Source organism: Streptococcus oralis, assembly GCF_965111685.1.
GTDB lineage: Bacteria > Bacillota > Bacilli > Lactobacillales > Streptococcaceae > Streptococcus > Streptococcus oralis_B.
Map to the genome: position 1 here is coordinate 1,141,695 of NZ_OZ217340.1, position 15,947 is coordinate 1,157,641.

Annotated in this window: 16 protein-coding genes; all 16 read right to left on the minus strand. The window is 40.3% G+C overall.

Annotated features, from left to right (window positions below; translation table 11 throughout):
• Window positions 1-8: 8 nt before the first annotated feature.
• The 16 genes from ACLV7H_RS05935 to ACLV7H_RS06010 all read right to left on the minus strand — a co-directional run bounded on the left by ACLV7H_RS05935 (window position 9) and on the right by ACLV7H_RS06010 (window position 15,745).
• Window positions 9-644 carry a hypothetical protein gene (locus ACLV7H_RS05935; RefSeq protein WP_411866639.1) on the minus strand — a complete coding sequence of 212 codons (636 nt, stop codon included), beginning with the start codon at window positions 642-644 and terminating at the stop codon, window positions 9-11.
• Window positions 631-843, minus strand: coding sequence for a hypothetical protein (locus tag ACLV7H_RS05940; protein WP_411866640.1), 213 nt, complete (start codon window positions 841-843; stop codon window positions 631-633). Before ACLV7H_RS05940 ends, ACLV7H_RS05935 begins: the two co-directional genes overlap by 14 nt.
• Window positions 840-4,202 carry a phage tail spike protein gene (locus tag ACLV7H_RS05945; RefSeq protein ID WP_411866641.1) on the minus strand — a complete coding sequence of 1,121 codons (3,363 nt, stop codon included), beginning with the start codon at window positions 4,200-4,202 and terminating at the stop codon, window positions 840-842. The genes ACLV7H_RS05940 and ACLV7H_RS05945 overlap by 4 nt, the downstream gene beginning before the upstream one ends.
• A complete protein-coding gene (locus tag ACLV7H_RS05950) occupies window positions 4,199-4,900 on the minus strand; it encodes a phage tail protein (RefSeq protein WP_411866642.1) in 702 nt (233 codons plus the stop codon). Before ACLV7H_RS05950 ends, ACLV7H_RS05945 begins: the two co-directional genes overlap by 4 nt.
• Window positions 4,900-9,195, minus strand: coding sequence for a phage tail tape measure protein (locus ACLV7H_RS05955; RefSeq protein ID WP_411866643.1), 4,296 nt, complete (start codon window positions 9,193-9,195; stop codon window positions 4,900-4,902). Before ACLV7H_RS05955 ends, ACLV7H_RS05950 begins: the two co-directional genes overlap by 1 nt.
• Window positions 9,196-9,398: 203 nt before the next feature.
• The gene (locus tag ACLV7H_RS05960; protein ID WP_411866644.1) at window positions 9,399-9,737 is read right to left on the minus strand and encodes a hypothetical protein; all 339 of its coding nucleotides are present in this window, start codon (window positions 9,735-9,737) and stop codon (window positions 9,399-9,401) included.
• A gap of 107 nt (window positions 9,738-9,844) precedes the next feature.
• Window positions 9,845-10,399, minus strand: coding sequence for a major tail protein (locus tag ACLV7H_RS05965; RefSeq protein WP_411866645.1), 555 nt, complete (start codon window positions 10,397-10,399; stop codon window positions 9,845-9,847).
• A 4-nt stretch (window positions 10,400-10,403) separates the two neighbouring features.
• On the minus strand, window positions 10,404-10,850 hold the full coding sequence (locus tag ACLV7H_RS05970) for a hypothetical protein (RefSeq protein WP_411866646.1): 447 nt from the start codon (window positions 10,848-10,850) through the stop codon (window positions 10,404-10,406).
• Window positions 10,851-11,222, minus strand: coding sequence for an HK97-gp10 family putative phage morphogenesis protein (locus ACLV7H_RS05975; protein WP_411866647.1), 372 nt, complete (start codon window positions 11,220-11,222; stop codon window positions 10,851-10,853). It abuts the gene before it with no gap.
• On the minus strand, window positions 11,219-11,566 hold the full coding sequence (locus ACLV7H_RS05980; protein ID WP_411866648.1) for a head-tail adaptor protein: 348 nt from the start codon (window positions 11,564-11,566) through the stop codon (window positions 11,219-11,221). The genes ACLV7H_RS05975 and ACLV7H_RS05980 overlap by 4 nt, the downstream gene beginning before the upstream one ends.
• Window positions 11,566-11,868 carry a head-tail connector protein gene (locus ACLV7H_RS05985; RefSeq protein WP_042902456.1) on the minus strand — a complete coding sequence of 101 codons (303 nt, stop codon included), beginning with the start codon at window positions 11,866-11,868 and terminating at the stop codon, window positions 11,566-11,568. Before ACLV7H_RS05985 ends, ACLV7H_RS05980 begins: the two co-directional genes overlap by 1 nt.
• A gap of 4 nt (window positions 11,869-11,872) precedes the next feature.
• On the minus strand, window positions 11,873-11,953 hold the full coding sequence (locus ACLV7H_RS05990; protein WP_411867073.1) for a hypothetical protein: 81 nt from the start codon (window positions 11,951-11,953) through the stop codon (window positions 11,873-11,875).
• An 82-nt stretch (window positions 11,954-12,035) separates the two neighbouring features.
• Window positions 12,036-13,205 carry a phage major capsid protein gene (locus tag ACLV7H_RS05995; protein WP_411866649.1) on the minus strand — a complete coding sequence of 390 codons (1,170 nt, stop codon included), beginning with the start codon at window positions 13,203-13,205 and terminating at the stop codon, window positions 12,036-12,038.
• Between the two features lie 37 nt (window positions 13,206-13,242).
• Window positions 13,243-13,917, minus strand: coding sequence for a head maturation protease, ClpP-related (locus ACLV7H_RS06000; protein WP_411866650.1), 675 nt, complete (start codon window positions 13,915-13,917; stop codon window positions 13,243-13,245).
• Complete coding sequence (locus tag ACLV7H_RS06005; RefSeq protein ID WP_411866651.1) at window positions 13,871-15,103, minus strand: phage portal protein; 1,233 nt, start codon at window positions 15,101-15,103, stop codon at window positions 13,871-13,873. The genes ACLV7H_RS06000 and ACLV7H_RS06005 overlap by 47 nt, the downstream gene beginning before the upstream one ends.
• A 63-nt stretch (window positions 15,104-15,166) precedes the next feature.
• Window positions 15,167-15,745, minus strand: coding sequence for a hypothetical protein (locus ACLV7H_RS06010; RefSeq protein ID WP_411866652.1), 579 nt, complete (start codon window positions 15,743-15,745; stop codon window positions 15,167-15,169).
• Between the last annotated feature and the right edge of the window lie 202 nt (window positions 15,746-15,947).

Here is a 15,947-nt window from a genome sequence, read left to right on the forward strand (position 1 = left end):
ACACTCTTTTATTCCTTCCCTTCGAATTTCCAAGCAACACCAGTTCCGTTTTGTTCCAAGGTACCATTCGTCACAAATGCGCTGACTGGCTCGCCGTTGTAAGTAAATTCCTTGTTGAGTTGGACCAAGATGCGTTTTCCTTCGCCATTAACTTCAACATGGCTAGAATCCTCAATCGTGATGAGGTCGTTTACCATGTAAGTTTTGCCAACCTCAGCAAGTGGGATTAGTTCAACTAACTCTTTGTAAGTCGTGCCATAAGCGATGTTTTTGCTCATGACCGAATTCAAGACCATGATACGAAGCATTTTATCACTCAAACGAGCGTTCTCTTGAGTCTGCTTAACAAGTTCAGAGAGTTCGTTTTGCTTGGTTTCGTTCACAGTGATTTTATGCTCCGCCTCTTCAATTTTAGTTTGAGCCTTCACGATCGCTGAGCCTGGATCCAATTCGGCCTTGATAATATCCAGCACTGCTTGAATCAAGACGTCCTCTTGCTCAGTAGTGCGATCTCCTGCAAGCTCACGCATGTTCGTGCTATAACGATTGCCTTCTGAGAGACGGATTTCAACCACGGTCTTGATATTATCGCCAAAGCCACGAGTATAAGGCTTGCTAGCGAGTTCATAGTTATTGATTGCCATTTGTCATTTTTCCTTTCACTTCTTCAAATTTTGCTTTCAACTCTTCGTCAGAGTCGATGATTTGCTTCATCTGCTCAAGTTCCATAGCGGTAACTGTATAGAGGGCATCGAGCGTTGCTGATTGAGTAGCTTCTTTGCTGATTTTCTCACTAAGCGACTTAATCGCTAGACTGCTGATTTGTTGATCTTTTTCGTTCATGCTGTTCTCTCCAATTTTTCTATTTTTTGATTGAGTTCTTGAATGGCCTTGATAAGATAAGGCACAAGTTCAAATGTGCGATATGAGTATGCACCGTCTGGGTTTTCAAAGAATGCTTCAGGAGCATATTTCTGGACATCTTGAGCCATGATACCGCAAGCGATATCCTCGATTTTGCCATCGTATTCTTTGCGGTAGCTATACGTTTTAAGCTTCTCGATAACATCGAGACCTGAAACTGTACTAGCTTCGATATTGTGTTTATATCGACGGTCAGATACGTCTTTATTCATCGGTATCCAGTCGTAACCTCCGCCGGAATAATAAAGATACAAGTGACCGCCATTTGGGTCAATGCTTGAGTATTTTGGTGATGAAATCCAGTAACCAGATTTTCCAGAATTCTCATTTTTATAGAAAATATTACCGGTTACTTTTAAATTTCCATAAATAATGGGGGTATTCCAAAAATACGCTCGATTGTAACAGTACATTTCACCAGACCGCTTAACGAACCAGGCAAGAGATCCAGGAGCATTCCAATCTTCTCCCCAATTGACCCATAATGCCGTTTGTGACCATTTGCCATAGCCATTACTCATACCAACAGAGAATTGATCTCTACCCGTTAACCAGTATACAGATGAATCTTTTTCATGTGTACCAAGCTGGAATCCGCCGATCATCCCTTTGTACCCTTCAAGCAAAGTTGCAGATACTACGACAGACCGAAGCTTGTTGATGAAAGCTTCTTTAGCAGCAAGCGTATCCGTGAAGATGTCACTTGAAACGAACAACCGAGCCATTGCTTTGTCCATAATCAGCATATCAGCTGTGATAGTCTTTGAACCAATAACCTCAGCGTTCAGTTTCGCAAAATTACCCTCACCGACAAATAATCGTTTGAAATATCCATCAATTGCAGTGAGTTCATCAAGTAAGGTCTTGCCCTTGAGCCTAATTTTCTCGGCTTCAATCAGAATTTGATTGTTCGTTGCATTGATTTGTGAAATGATTGAACCTGCGCTAGTCAAGTTCTTGACAGACCACGAACCATCAAGTTGATTTTGAATAGTACGAACAGCTTCATCCGTTTCCATAGTCGCGTCTTCAGGAGCTGGTTGCCATTTGCGGTCAGTCGTGCCTTCGTAGAAATCAAGTTCTGTCATGAACAATCCGCCCCATTTGTTAGGATTGTTACGGTCGTACTCGAATTGCAGATAACATTCATCAAATTCACCGACGTTAAAAGTAATGGATTTTTTGACCGCTTTCATATTATCAAAAACGGGTCCATTAACCCATTTAGGCTGACCGTTAAATATCAGCAATCTCTGTTGATAATCAAGATTTGAATCTTTCACACGTTTACTAATATAGACCTTGAAATATTTTGAGTTATTGTCGAAACCTAAAATGTTCAACGTATAATCAGTATTTCGCTTGACAATGAAACGTGGACTTTTAACGACTGCCCCTGGTCGCAATTCAAACATGCGTTTTTGACCATTGAAGTAGTAAGTATGAGCTGTAAAACTCAAACGACCATTCCCTTCTGTCCAATATTTCAGACCGTAGTCCGCTCTCGAATTTCGGAGCATATTCGGACCGCCAACATTGGCATACTTGCCGACTTCAACCTGAAACAACTGATTCGTCAAAGTCATGCGAGCGACCTTCTCAGCAATGTCAGATTCACTACTACCAATAATGCGCTCATAGAGCTTACTAGTCTCTTGCACTCGTTGAAAGTCGAGCAAGTTAGCCTTATTATCAAGTTGAGATGTAATGCTATCAAATCGCTGTATAAAGCCCTCTGCGGTCTTTTGGAATTCCGTTCTAGTCGCTAAGATATCGCTCTTCGTATCAGAGCCTAATTTTGTGAACGACTCAGTCAGACCTTTGATGTCCTCTTTCGTAGACTTGCGAAACTCAGCATGGTCAAGATTGAACTTCTTGAGACGGTCACTCAAACCGTCTATTTCGCTAAGGTTTGCTTTAAAACCATCCAGAAACGACTCTTTTGCTTTCACAATCCCGTCCTTCGCTTGCTCGCTGATACGCTTGGCTTCTTCGGCAAGTGAGGCACTAGCACCCGCTTTCGTTAAGGCTTCGTCTGCTTTTTGCTTAGCTTCACGAAGACCTGTGCTATCAAAGTCACGAAAACGTTGGTCGATTGTCTCTGTCAGACTTTGCTTGACTTCCTCGGCTTTTGCTTTGGTAGCGTTGAGACCGTCTGTGATTTGATTGACCAACTCTTCTTTTCGCCTATCAAAAACAAGGTCAGCATTCTTTAGTTCTCTGGCTAGCTGCCTTTCAAAATCACTTTGAAGTTGTTGTGCTTCACCCTTGACAGCATCACTCACTACGTTACCAATTGCATTCGCAAGTCCGGACTGGAACTGACCGAAACCGATAGATTTCAGTTTTTCGGCCATCGGAGAGTAAGTGTATTTAGTAATCTTCTTGCGCACATCCAGATTGTAGACCTCATGAAAGAGACTAACAATATCGAACATCTGAACAAGCATGTCACTTTGGCCGACAACCTCAATCTCAAGGTTATCTTCCATCATGTCACAAAGTGAGGTCCTATAATACTGCTCACCATACTTGCGAAGACTTGCTTCATCCTTCACATCCTGGTCATTAACCTCAATCACATCTTCGTAGATTTGACTGTATTTGTTAATAAGTGGACTATCAATGGTAACCGTGAACGTGCGATCAGGTGCCTCTTCTCCCTCACCTTGAACAGTTGTTTTAAAGGTGATTCGAGTCTTTAAAGCCTTGGTAGAAGTTTTGTGCTGGTAGCTAGACAGGTTTTTCTTATACATAAAAAGCGATTCATTTTCTGAACCGCCATTTTTTAAAAGTCGAACCTGATAGCTATGTCGCACAAGATCACCACCCCACTGACCAAGAATAGAGTGCTTATCTTTCGCGAACGCATCCATAGCATTCTTGCTATCGATGTTAAAAGTGTGTCTATCGTCGATATCTGAAAAGAATGAGAATGGATTATCACGAGTGATGCTTGTAGCAAAGCGGCTCAATGCAGTCGCACCAGTCGCTCTATCTAAAGAAATCGGATTGACTACATAGTTATTTAAGAGCGTAAAGACTTGGTTAGCATAGACTTGAATATAGCCGTGCTTCTTCTCAACCTCAAAAATCACAAAATCCTGCTCACCGTGTAGGTCATCAGCCATTAGGAATGTCTCTTCCTTCAACTTCTCCCACAATGAATCCGAAGTCGGAAATCGGAAGGATAATTGATAGGTGCTATTATCTTCTTGAACAATTTCATCAGCATAGGCAGCGCTAAGAGGCATATTTCCATTTGTTAAATAAATCAAATCTTATACCTCCAATTCGGTCGAACAGTAATCTTACGGACGGTTCCAGTAAACGAAACACCAACTTTGCCTGTCGGAATTTCCAAGAACCCTCCACGCTTTCTGAGCGTATTTTGAACCGCCCCAGTCGCGTTATAGATATTCTGTTTGCCTTGCCTACAATCGATTGTAGCTTTGGTCTTAATTGCTAGATACATGGTCTTACGACCAATAGTAAGGGAGATATCACCATCCCCCTCGATTTCGATGATAGGCTCTGAATAAATTGTTCCAAGGTTATCGATAGTTCCAGATGTTGTTAATACAATAGGCTCACTATCTTTGTGATATCTGAACGGTTGCATATCTAGCTTAATCTCTAACTCCCAACCATACATGCCTTTTGGCTTTATCTCTGTATCAAGTAAATCGGCATAGAACACCGAACCAGGTTGATAACTGAACTCTAACTGATTTCCAACCGCTCTAAATTTTTCGACCAAGGTTGCCAAATTTGAAAATCGTTCAAAAAATACTCGAATAGTTCTCTCGTAATTATCAAAAGTTCCTTCTTCCTGATTGTAGCTTCCATTCATCCCATACAGCTTCAATTGCTCTGAGAAACGAGGACTGGCAGAATGAATTGTACCAAAATCAGTTACTACGCAGTTTTTGAAACTGGATGTTGAAAAATCATTTACTTTTAAGTAGTTTGCCATTACATTCCCTCCCTTCTCATGATATCGCCGTGGTATCTATAAGAACTTTCAGCCATAACTTGACCGTCTAGGTAAGTATTGAAATCCTTGTCCAATAATTTACCAAGTAGATTTTCTACACTTTCTTTCAAGTTGATCAATTCGGCTACAACAGCTTGGCCACTTCCAGCATTGCCATAACCATCCATAGCATAAGCTGCGGTTTGATATCCACGGTTACTATTTCGAATATTAACACTCTGGATTCGTTTGCTTAGATGTGAAATCTTCGTATCTTCAAATCCAATACCTTTTTCATAGTTTGGAACACCCAAATGGTTCATCAAGCTACGAGTTTTACCAGCTCGCATAACTTTTGCACCTGGAGGAAGTGGTAAGACCACGTTTCGCCCTTCAGGGATAAACGATGTGCCATCAGGTAATGTAATCAATTCCTTGTAAAGCGTACCACGTTGGTCATTGACTGTAGCAAGACCACCAGGGTGATTGTCTGTACCCTTGGCATGGTGTTCAGTAAAGTACCGTGTGATGATATCAATGAACTTAAATGATGGCAAATAGCTTAAAGATGTCCAAACGCTATTAATTCCTCCGCTTGTTTGGTTCTGTGCACTAATGCCGATCGGACTATTTTGTCTGATTGTATTAACAGCACTTCCAGCTGCAAAAACCTCTCCTTGAGTTCGGTTAGCAGCATCAATACCAATTGGACTATTTTGTCTGATCGCATTGATTCCAGCACTTGCAGATGCAGATTGTGGACCTGTTAAGTCTGTAGCATTGATACCTATTGGCGCTTCTTGTTTTGGAGAATTAACACTTGCGATTGCACTTCCTACCGCAACGCCCGTGTTATCCACCGCATCCAAAGATTTCGTCTCAGCAGATGCAAAATTCCAAGCTGTAATCTTATCAATAGATAACTGGCCATTATTCAAAACATTCGTAGGATCTGCCTTCAAATCTTTTGTAAATGGAGTCGTGGCATTCCAAGTAGTTAACGTATCAGTCGAGCGAGCAACAGCATTTCTAAAATTCTCATCTGTCGCTAGCAACTCTTTTCGTTTTGGCGTGAGTGCATCATAATTGTAAAGCGCCTTTGAAGCTTCCTCAGCTTTATTCATCACATCTGCATTTTTCAAGAGCAATTCTTTAACTTCTGCAGGCATACTGTTCCAAATCTTCAAATGAGACTCACTATCAAAGATCGCTTGTAACCCAGCTTGGTTCTTAACAATCACTTGCTTTTCTTCCAGCGTCATGTCTTTCCATTTACCAGATTCGACAAGAGCCTCAGCGATAGTCGCACGAGCATTTGAATTGATATCTGCAGTTTTAGCAATAAACTGCAATTGTTCCCAACCTTCAGCAGATTTGGCAGCTTCTCCGATAACTTCCTTAACATTCGATTTAACTTCAAAATTACCATTTTCATTGATATTCCCGACTAGCAAGGACCAAGCGTCGTTGGCTTCCCTTGTCTCTTTGCTCATATCACTAGTATATTTAGCAAGAATGCTGTGGGAGTCACCCATTTTTTGAGAAGCTTCCGCAGCTTTCTGACCAATCACCTCATAGGATAAACCGTATTCTTCTAGAACTTTCTTGGCTTCTTCCCAGTAATTATTTCCAGTGTTTGAACGAGTTCGAGTCTTCCACTCCTCGTCCATAGCTTTCATAACCTGGTAATACTTTTTTCCAAGAGCTTCCATTGTTTGCTGGTGATTGGTTTCAAGAGTTTGTAGTTTTTTGTTGTACGTCTCTTGGTCAAAAACCTTACCATCCAAGAGTTGTTTTAACTCATCTTTTGACGTTTTGTATAATTGATTTTCTTCATCGAGAGCCTTTTTCAAAACATCTTTAGTGTGTTTTAGTTGGGTCTCGTTTAGGGTGCTAATCTCTCCATTTAATGCTTGAATTGCAGCCTTCTGTTGTTCGCCAGATAATTCCATCATTTCTATTCTAGCTTTAACCATCTCTTTTTGGTTATTTAAGACGATATCTTTTTCTTCTTGAGAGAACTTGCTAGCATCTCCGTTATGACGTTTGTAGATTTCACTAACTTGATTAGCCATAGCATCTGTATTTGCCACTACTTGTTCGTTTCGCGACTTCATTTTAGCTATTTCTTCATCGCTAATCCCCCACTTTTTAGCCAGTTCTTCCATTCTCTGACTAGCTTTTTCAGCGCCTGCAGCAATCTCTTCATGAAGTTTTCTGAAAGCTTCAGAAACTTTTTCCGCATCTCCAGCATGAGTTCCGAAATTGGCTACTGCTGTACTAGTATCATCTACCTTGCTTTGAAATTCTCTTAATTCTTTGGTTGCAGTATCACTCAACTGAGACCCGAATTCTTCGGTTTTGATTCTAGCTTCATCTTTTTTATTCGCTAAGTAAGCCAACCCTCCAGCAAGAAGAGCAGTACCACCGACCAACAAACCAATAGGATTTGCAAGCGCTCCTAACGCACCAGCAAATGTACCTGTGCTAGAAGTTGCTCCTGCCACTGCAGTTTCCACTGCACCAGCTGAACCAGCTACTGCTTTCAGACTACTTGCCGCGCTACCAAAATCTTTAAGGTATTTAAAAGAACCACTTAAAAAACCAATACCTTTTGATAGCCCACCGATAGCTTTAATAAAACCACCGATAGTAGAGATGCCACCTCCTAAGATTTTAAGAGCAGGACCAGCTGCTGCCACTATCAATCCCCATTTGATAATATTTTGTTGTTGCTCCGTAGATAACGAGCTGAACTTTTTAGCCATATCTGACAAAGTGGCTATCCATGGTTTAGCAATACTTAAGCCATTTCTAAGAGCATCCAGCAAAGGTCCACCAAATTCAATAGCGATGTCAACCAGTTCGTTCTTCAACATCTGGAGTTTAGATTCCATCGTTTCGTAACGTTTGCTGGCTTCGTCAGTTAGAGCTGTACCTTTTTCCCATTCGGAATTTGCTACGTTCATAGCTTTTCCCATGGTTTCAGCGGCAAGCCCCAAAGATTTCAGCATATTAGATTGTCGAACTCCTGTTAAACCAAGTTTATCAAGGATTTTATTTGCATCTTTCCCGCTTTCACTGGCTTTCCCAAGACCTTTTATAAAGTCCTGCAAAGCTTCAGCTGGTTTAGTTTTCCACTTTTCGGCGAACTGTTCAGCTGTCACTCCTGCTGTATCTGCGTAGATCTTCAATTTTTCTCCGCCTTCCGATACCGCGTTAGAAATCCCTGTGAGTGTCTGAGTCATGGCTGTTCCACCAGCCTCAGCTTCGATCCCCACCGAACTCATAGCAGTCGCCAAACCTAAAATTTCAGGCATGGTTAACCCAGCTAATTTACCAGAAGCTGCCAAACGGTTAGACATCTGAACAATATCGCTTTCAGTTGTGGCAAAGTTATTCCCCAAACCAACGACTGCCGCGCCGAACTTAGCTGACCAAGTGTCGAGATCATCCCCTGAAACTTGCATGATGTTCCCGATTTTAGAAATCGAGGTGGCAGCTTCTTCCGCACTCAAGTTAGTAGATACCCCAAGGTTAATCATGGTTTTTGTGAAACCTTCGATTGAACCAATTGGTACACCTAATTGTCCAGCTGCTTCAGCAACTGCAGCGATCTCCGTTGCACTAGCTGGCATTTCTTTAGACATATTACGAATACTTGCGCTGAGTTTTTCAAACTGTTGAGGCGTTCCGTCAACTGTTTTCTTAACCCCAGCGAATGCACTTTCATAGTCTATTGCTGCCTTAACGGCTACACCAGCTCCAGCTAAGATAGGGGCAGTCACACCTTTCGTTAGAGCAGAGCCAAAACCAGAAATCTCTTTACCAACTTTGCTAAACTTTTCACCGACTTCCTGTGCGCCATTGCCAAATTTAGTGAATGCACTATCGTCGATATAAGCTCTTCTCATAGATCCAGCTAACTGTTCATAACGATTCTGTAATTCTGCAACTTTAGCAGCAGTCGCAGTCATACTGGCGCTTGCCTCAACTAACTTTTGCTTTTGTTCAGCAGTCGCAGTAGACACATCTCCAATACTAGCTTTTAATTGATTGTATCGTTCGCTCTGTGAACTCAATAATTTTTGGTAATTACCCAAAGCCGAACCAGTCTGGTCCATAAGACTTTTTAAGTTACTGACATTTTTACCAGATCCCTTAAAGTTGTTCTCCATGGCTTTTAGGGAATTATCGACACCCTTTAGATAGGTTTTCAACCTCCCAACATTTGACTGAAAAGGAGCGACATCTAAGGTTGCTGTGGCGACTAATTCACCAATATTACTTGCCATTCATTCTCCTTTCTACCCAAAAAGAAATGGAAAGGCCTTATCAAGGGTCGTTTCTTCTTCCTCTTGGCTTTCTTTTGTTTCTAAAGCCTGCACCATCAAATCAAAATCTGATAAACGCATACTTTTAATATCATGGATTGTATATCCTTGACTCATTAATGATTGAACCCAAACTAATAAATTATTTTGGGCTTCTTTAGGGCTTAGCCCTTTTTCTTCTTTTTTCCCTCAGCGGTCTCTTTTTCTTCTTGTTTTCCACCGAGGGCTGCAAGGTATAGATTATTCAAGATTTCGAGTGTTTCAACACTTGCTCCTTTCAAATCGTCCGCATCGAACTGCTCACCGTACATTTTCACAAACATATCAAGATATGCTTCATTCAACTCACGATGTTTAGCAGGATTCAACAAATCTTCCTTGTTTTCATACAATGAAGTTTGTCTAACTTGGTGTTCCAAAGCCAGAAGATTGTCTTCTACGTTTACGTAGTCTTTTGAGAATTCCTTCAAAACTCCTGCTTTTTTAAATTTAATTTCAAACATTATTTACTCCTTAAAAATAAAGGCTTGGAATAACCAAGCCTATTCTTATGCATCTTGTCTTACTGCGCCTGATTCAGCGGTTACTGTTCGCTCTGAACTAGCACCGCTTACGACTTTGGGAAGACGAGCTTACGGAATTCAGTTTCTTGGAATTGTGGATTGTCTTCACGACCAACTACGATTACAAGAGCATCGTCATCATCTCCACGGGCCACAAAGCTACCAGATACAGTATCATTCTTAGGATCTGGTGAACCATCTTTAGTTTCCAAATCCATCCCTGGAAGTGAGAACTTACCTTTAAGAAGACCAACCCAGATACCTTTACCATCTTCACCAGTTGTACGGAACAAACAAGCGATGTCATTTGGAGTCATCTTCTTGTTGTATTTTTCAACACCATTTTCAACAGTGATACCATAGAAGTCTTTACGAGCTTCACTTCCCAAATCAAGCCATGATACTTCAAGAGTTGTTCCAGTGATACCAGAAGACAATACTACGTATGGTCCATCATCTGCTGTGATAGTGTTCAATTCATTTGTGATATCCAGTTTCGCTGTTTTAATCCCTGGAATCTTTTTAGTTTCTCCTTGCACAAGGTTTTTATTGTCCAAAACCCCATATTCAAAACCACGTAAACCAAATTTTACTTTAGACATTTATTTATTTTCCTTTCGTTTCTTCGAGATTGCTCCAATCAAAAAGACGATATTTTCGAATGTTCATCAACAATCCAATATCGTCATCCATGTATCGAGGTTTCTCATTTGCTGTGTAGCGTTCAAATCCACTACTTTCAAGTACCGCATCCATTCTTTTAGCGATTTGATCAGCTTGTTTAGCATTCTTACACCAAAAGTTGATTGTGATGCGTTGTTCCATTGAGATGATTTTATCATCTGCATACTTGTGAGGTGCTTCATAAGTTAAATAAATTCTTGCAAATGGAGCAAGTTCTTTTTGCTTTAAGTTTGTAGGCTTTTCAGGAATATCATAAGTAAAGATACCTTGTTTATAACCTGGAAACTCTTTGCCTCTAAACTGATTGAAGAGTTGATTTAACCGTTCATCTGCTACCAAAAGTTTATATGCTTCAGTTTCAGCAATCATTTATTTTAACACCTCCCTTATTTTTTGTTCGTATATTTCTTTAGCACGAGGAGTAACTGCATTGATAGTCTTTTCCTCAAAGTCTTGTGCTTTCTGATAGATTGTTCCGCTATCCGGAAACTTAGCACGCCAACCAGTAGCACGACCAAAACCAATATCTTTTGAAGGAGCATCTCCTCCCCCCTTGAAATTACTGATTCTTATATCTTCTTTCAATCGAGTGAGAGTTAGCTCGTCAGAAACTGGAGTATTCACCTCAAGCTCTTTCTTGAACTCTTGAGCTACCTCATTTACCGCTTCACGGGCAACTTTAGGAGCTTTCGCTTCAAGTTTAGTAAGGTTTTGAAGACATAAATCCAATCCCTTCGTCATGAAACCATCACTCCTTTAATCAAGTCAATTTCCTTGTTTGCGTAGTCACGTTCAATAGCAATAATTTGATATTCATTGCCATCAAAATCAACGAAACAAGAATTGTCAAAAGGTAACTTTGGTAGATGACGAATTAAGAAAGTTTTGGTGTCTTTGTGTTCTGACAACCCACTAGCTTTCGTAACCGTTGCATTTTCACGAAAATCTTTAATAGAGGTTTTAGATACTTCTGCCCAGCAAGTATACAGGTCCTTCCTTTCGAAATCTAGTACCTCTCCATCTTCGTTTTGTCCACCTATTCTTTTAAAAAAAGTAATGCGGACATTCATGTTACGTGTCCGCATTAACTTTCCCTCCGTGTTCTAAGTTGGTGAATAATGTTCAAAACACCGTTCGCTAATGGATAACGCATGGTGTCCGCTGACATTCCACGATGTTCGTACTCTTCCTTGACTTGCTTTTTGACAGCTAATCGGAATTTCGCATAGGACTCTAAGTCTTCAGGTTGTAGTTTGTTATCGATAGCGAAACAAATTTGCTCCCTGGCTGACTCAATAAGTTCAAGTAGTAACTCATCTTCAAAGTCATAGTCGATTTTACAATACAACTTAACTTCTTCAAGAAAACTATTCTTTTTATCTTCCATAGCTCTAACCTCCAATTAAGGCTAGTAGTTGCTCTTTAGTTTGTGACGAATTGTATGAAATTCCTTTGCTATCTAAGTAAGCCATGATTTCTTGTTTGGTGCTACTTGCGGTTGGTACTGCTAATGCTGCTTCTGACCGTGAGACACCCCCACTAATTGGGGGAGCCTTAGGGCATAGTTACAAAGTAACCAGCTTTAGCATCTGCTTTCTTCACGTCAAAGCGCACAACTGCTTGCAAGTATTGACCGTAAATTTCATTGTCAGTCCAGCGAAGACCCAATTCTTGACGGTCAGCAAAGAGTACCGCACGTTGTACATCACCGATGAAAGCTTTAGCTTCACCAGCTACACCAAGCATTGTATCAGCAACTACAAATACTGGATGTCCAAGGAAGGCTTTACCTGATGCAGAAACAATAGAGTCCTGGAGCAAATAGCGACCGTTCTTGTCTTTCAAAGTGTCCAATTTTTGGTAGAAACTTTGAGAGACTACAAATGAAACGTTGTAAGCTGGGTCAAGGTCAACATTCAAAATAGCCTTGATTGCATCTAAGTCTGCTGCTTGTTTTTCTTCAAAGGTTTTCAAAACAGTACCGATTACATCATTTGTAGTGTTAACCTTGATTTGGTTAGCTGCTTCAGCAACAATAGCAAGAAGGTCAACGTCTGCATCGTCAATCGCTTCTTGTGAAAGCGGGATAGCGCCACGGTAAGTTTTGACTTTCCAAGTGACATCTGTGAAATCTGGTTTAGCAAGCGCTGGGTTCTTTTCCAACTCATCTACGCTTGCCATCTTAGATGTGGCTTGCTTCAAGATAGGGTATGAACCTTCGCCTTTAGATGCTTTGTGAACTGTCACGAATTGTTTAAGATCAAGAATCGTCTTAACTTCGCGCATTGGTGTAGTAACAATTTCCTTACTGGTTACTTTTTCAGTGTTTGCTTTTTTCAATCCATCTTGTGTCGGGTTCACTGCTTCATTCATAGGAATGAGAAGGTCTTTCCCTTCAAGTTTCAAGTTAGCATCCGCAACCGCACCTTTAGTACGTACCCATTCATTTACAGATTCACGGTAAGATTTACCTTCTGCTTTTACTTCGTGTTTTTCGCCAGCTGCTTGCGCTCCTGCGCCTTCTTCTGCGATTTCATAAGTTTTCAAGTTTGCTTTTGCTTCAACTTCTTGCGCTTTTAGTGCCTCGATTTCAGCACGAATTTCACGAGCTTTCTCAAGATCATCAGAGTTCAAAACAGATTTCAATTCATCTGTCTTAGCTGTAATTTCAGCACCGATATTAGCAATCTGCGCTTTAAGTTCTTTCATTTTTTCTTTAAACATACCTTCTTTTCTCCTTTTTGGGTATAAAAAAGAGAGCCTATAGCCCTCTGAGTAATTCTTCTTTTTCGATTTCTCGTAGCATGTTTTGGATTTCTGACTTCCGCTTGCTACGGTTAGCATAAAAGTCATCAATAACTGCTTGTGGTAACAGTCCGTTCTCTAGACTCGCTACTGCACCAACATCATCAAAGGTCATCACTTCATCCGCAAAGCCTTTTTCAACTGCTTCACTAGCTGACATGAATGTTTCATTTTTCATCATATCGATGATCACTGATTCTTCCAATCCAGTCTTAGCTACATACGCATTCACGATAGCTTGGTCGCTAGATTTAAGCGCATTAGAAGCTTTGTCCAAGTCATCACTGTTGCCAGACACATAGCCATACAGTGCTTTATGAATCATAATCTGCGCTGTTGGACTGATAAGCACTTTATCCGCTCCCATGATTGCAACACTAGCAGCGCTTGCCGCCATCCCTGTTACTTCAACAGTAACGTTCCCTGGATAGCTTTTTAAGGCTGTATAGATTTCACTTCCAACAGTTACTAAACCACCGTTAGAATTAACTTCCAAAACGATATCACTATTGTCTTCTGGAAATGAATTGGTAATAGATTTAGCGCTGACTGCTTCCAAACCGAAGTAGTCGTAAGCTTCTTGGCTATTGTTTGGAATCAGTGGACCTTTCATCTTGATTCTCTTTGGCATCCTTTATCTCACCTCCTTTCATTGATTGATATTCTTCTTTCTTATCCAAGAAGACATAGTTCAAACTTGACTGGTAACGGTCCATATTTGGATCAGTAGAACGTTCTTTACCAAGTTCAATCAAGGCTTGGTTAGGTGTCAAGATTTGATTGTTCACAAGTTTCACAATCTCATCTACGTTTCTACCAGTCACGCTACGAGTATCGAAGTCAACACGATACTTCCTGCGCTCTTCATCATCGAACACTTTCAAAGCCAATTCACTTGTGATTGCATCGAAGTAGAATGGAAGGTCATTCGTTACATAATCTTCAGTCAATTGAGCGACAGATTGGTTAGGGCTATTCACTCCTAACTTAAAGCTTGGAACTCGTAAAGCTTTAGCAATCTGTGCAGTCGAGAAGTTGTTAGATGTAATCAACTGCAAGACATTCGTATCAATTTCGAGCGGTGTATATTCTTGGGTATCGTCAAATACCAAAGGACTGCCACCAGTCGAGCCTTCACGCATCTTTTCAAAGTCCATACGGGCCTTTTGCCTTGCTTCACCATTCAACTGAGCGCCTTTTAATTTGATAATCCCACTTGAGAAACCATCTCTAAAGAATTTAATCAAGGTATTCAGGCCACCGTTTTGTAAGCTAATTTCATCACCTAAAGACAATAGCGGAGACCTACCCAAGATAGTATCGTGACTAAAGAACTTCCAGTGAATAACCTCGTCTGCTCCACAACGAATTTCACGGCCATTTAATCGGTCTCTGAACGTGTAAATCAATTCGTGGTCATCAGTTTCCTCAACAGTCGTTTCAGAAGGCCTAAAGAACTGAAATTCTAAAGGCTTACCACTGATTGGATCTCGTAGAATACGAGAGAATGAATTACCAGTCAAAATTGTATTGACGGTCATTGCAAACTTCCATTGTCTTGCTGATGTGTTGCTTGTGGATTTGACATTCAGTAGATAATTCATATCTTCATCTTGTTCGATATTACCCATTAAATCCTTTTTCAGCAATGGGAAACGAGCAACATCACCAGCTATAATAGACACTGCAGTCAAGACATCACTATTCTTCAAGGCAGATATACCAGTATATTCAGGACTTGAATTGCCAGAAAGCACCGAAGAGACATAGTCGTCATAAGATAGTTTTGACGAACCTAAAGATTGAAAAAAAGTCATTTATTTTCTCACCTCCTTTCTATTTTTGAGCATAAAAAAAGCACCTCACGGTGCTTTAGTAGTTTAGTGTTCTTTTGTAAACAAATAAACTACTTTCATCATTTCTGAAATATTCGAAAGGATAATATCTTTCTCCTCTTTCGATAACTCTCTGTCATAATGCTCAGCATTCTTATAAAAGTTAACTGTCTGATCCATTATGTCTTTCCCATTTTCAACAGCTCTTTTTTGCTCCTCTGTTGGTTTTTCGGTCAATTGGAGCATTTTATCTAGTTGAAATGTGTATTGTGTTTTAACAATAATCATATCTGACCATGATACTGTTTCGCCTTTTTTTATTGCAGCGAAAGCTTTCATCCAAGAATATTCGTCCGAAAGATCAGCTTGAAACTTTTCTTCATTTTTCGAAGATGTTGATGACGCTGCCGTTGAAGATGATACCGTCTTTTTGTCACCTGAAACATTATAATATATATCCTTATCTTTTGAGTCGTAATATACATTATGCTTAGCAAGTGCATTTTCTACTTCAATAAAATTCGATGTAATTCTAAAAAGCAAAACGAATAGCACTACCGAAAGGAATCCGAATCCGATTGTCGTCCAAAATAAAGGTTGTTTATAAACTGGTTTTTTCGTCATATCTAAGGCCTCCTAAATCAGTTTATTATATCAAATTTTGTAAGGCTTTTCAAGGCTGTTTTGTTTTATCAATGTACGCTCCGAGAAAACAGAGAATCAAGCCTGTGGCTATATATCCTATTACGTCCCCAATTAAGAACAAACCGTAAATCAAAAACATTAAACCGATTAACAATAAAACTGTGTGAATATGTTTCAGTAA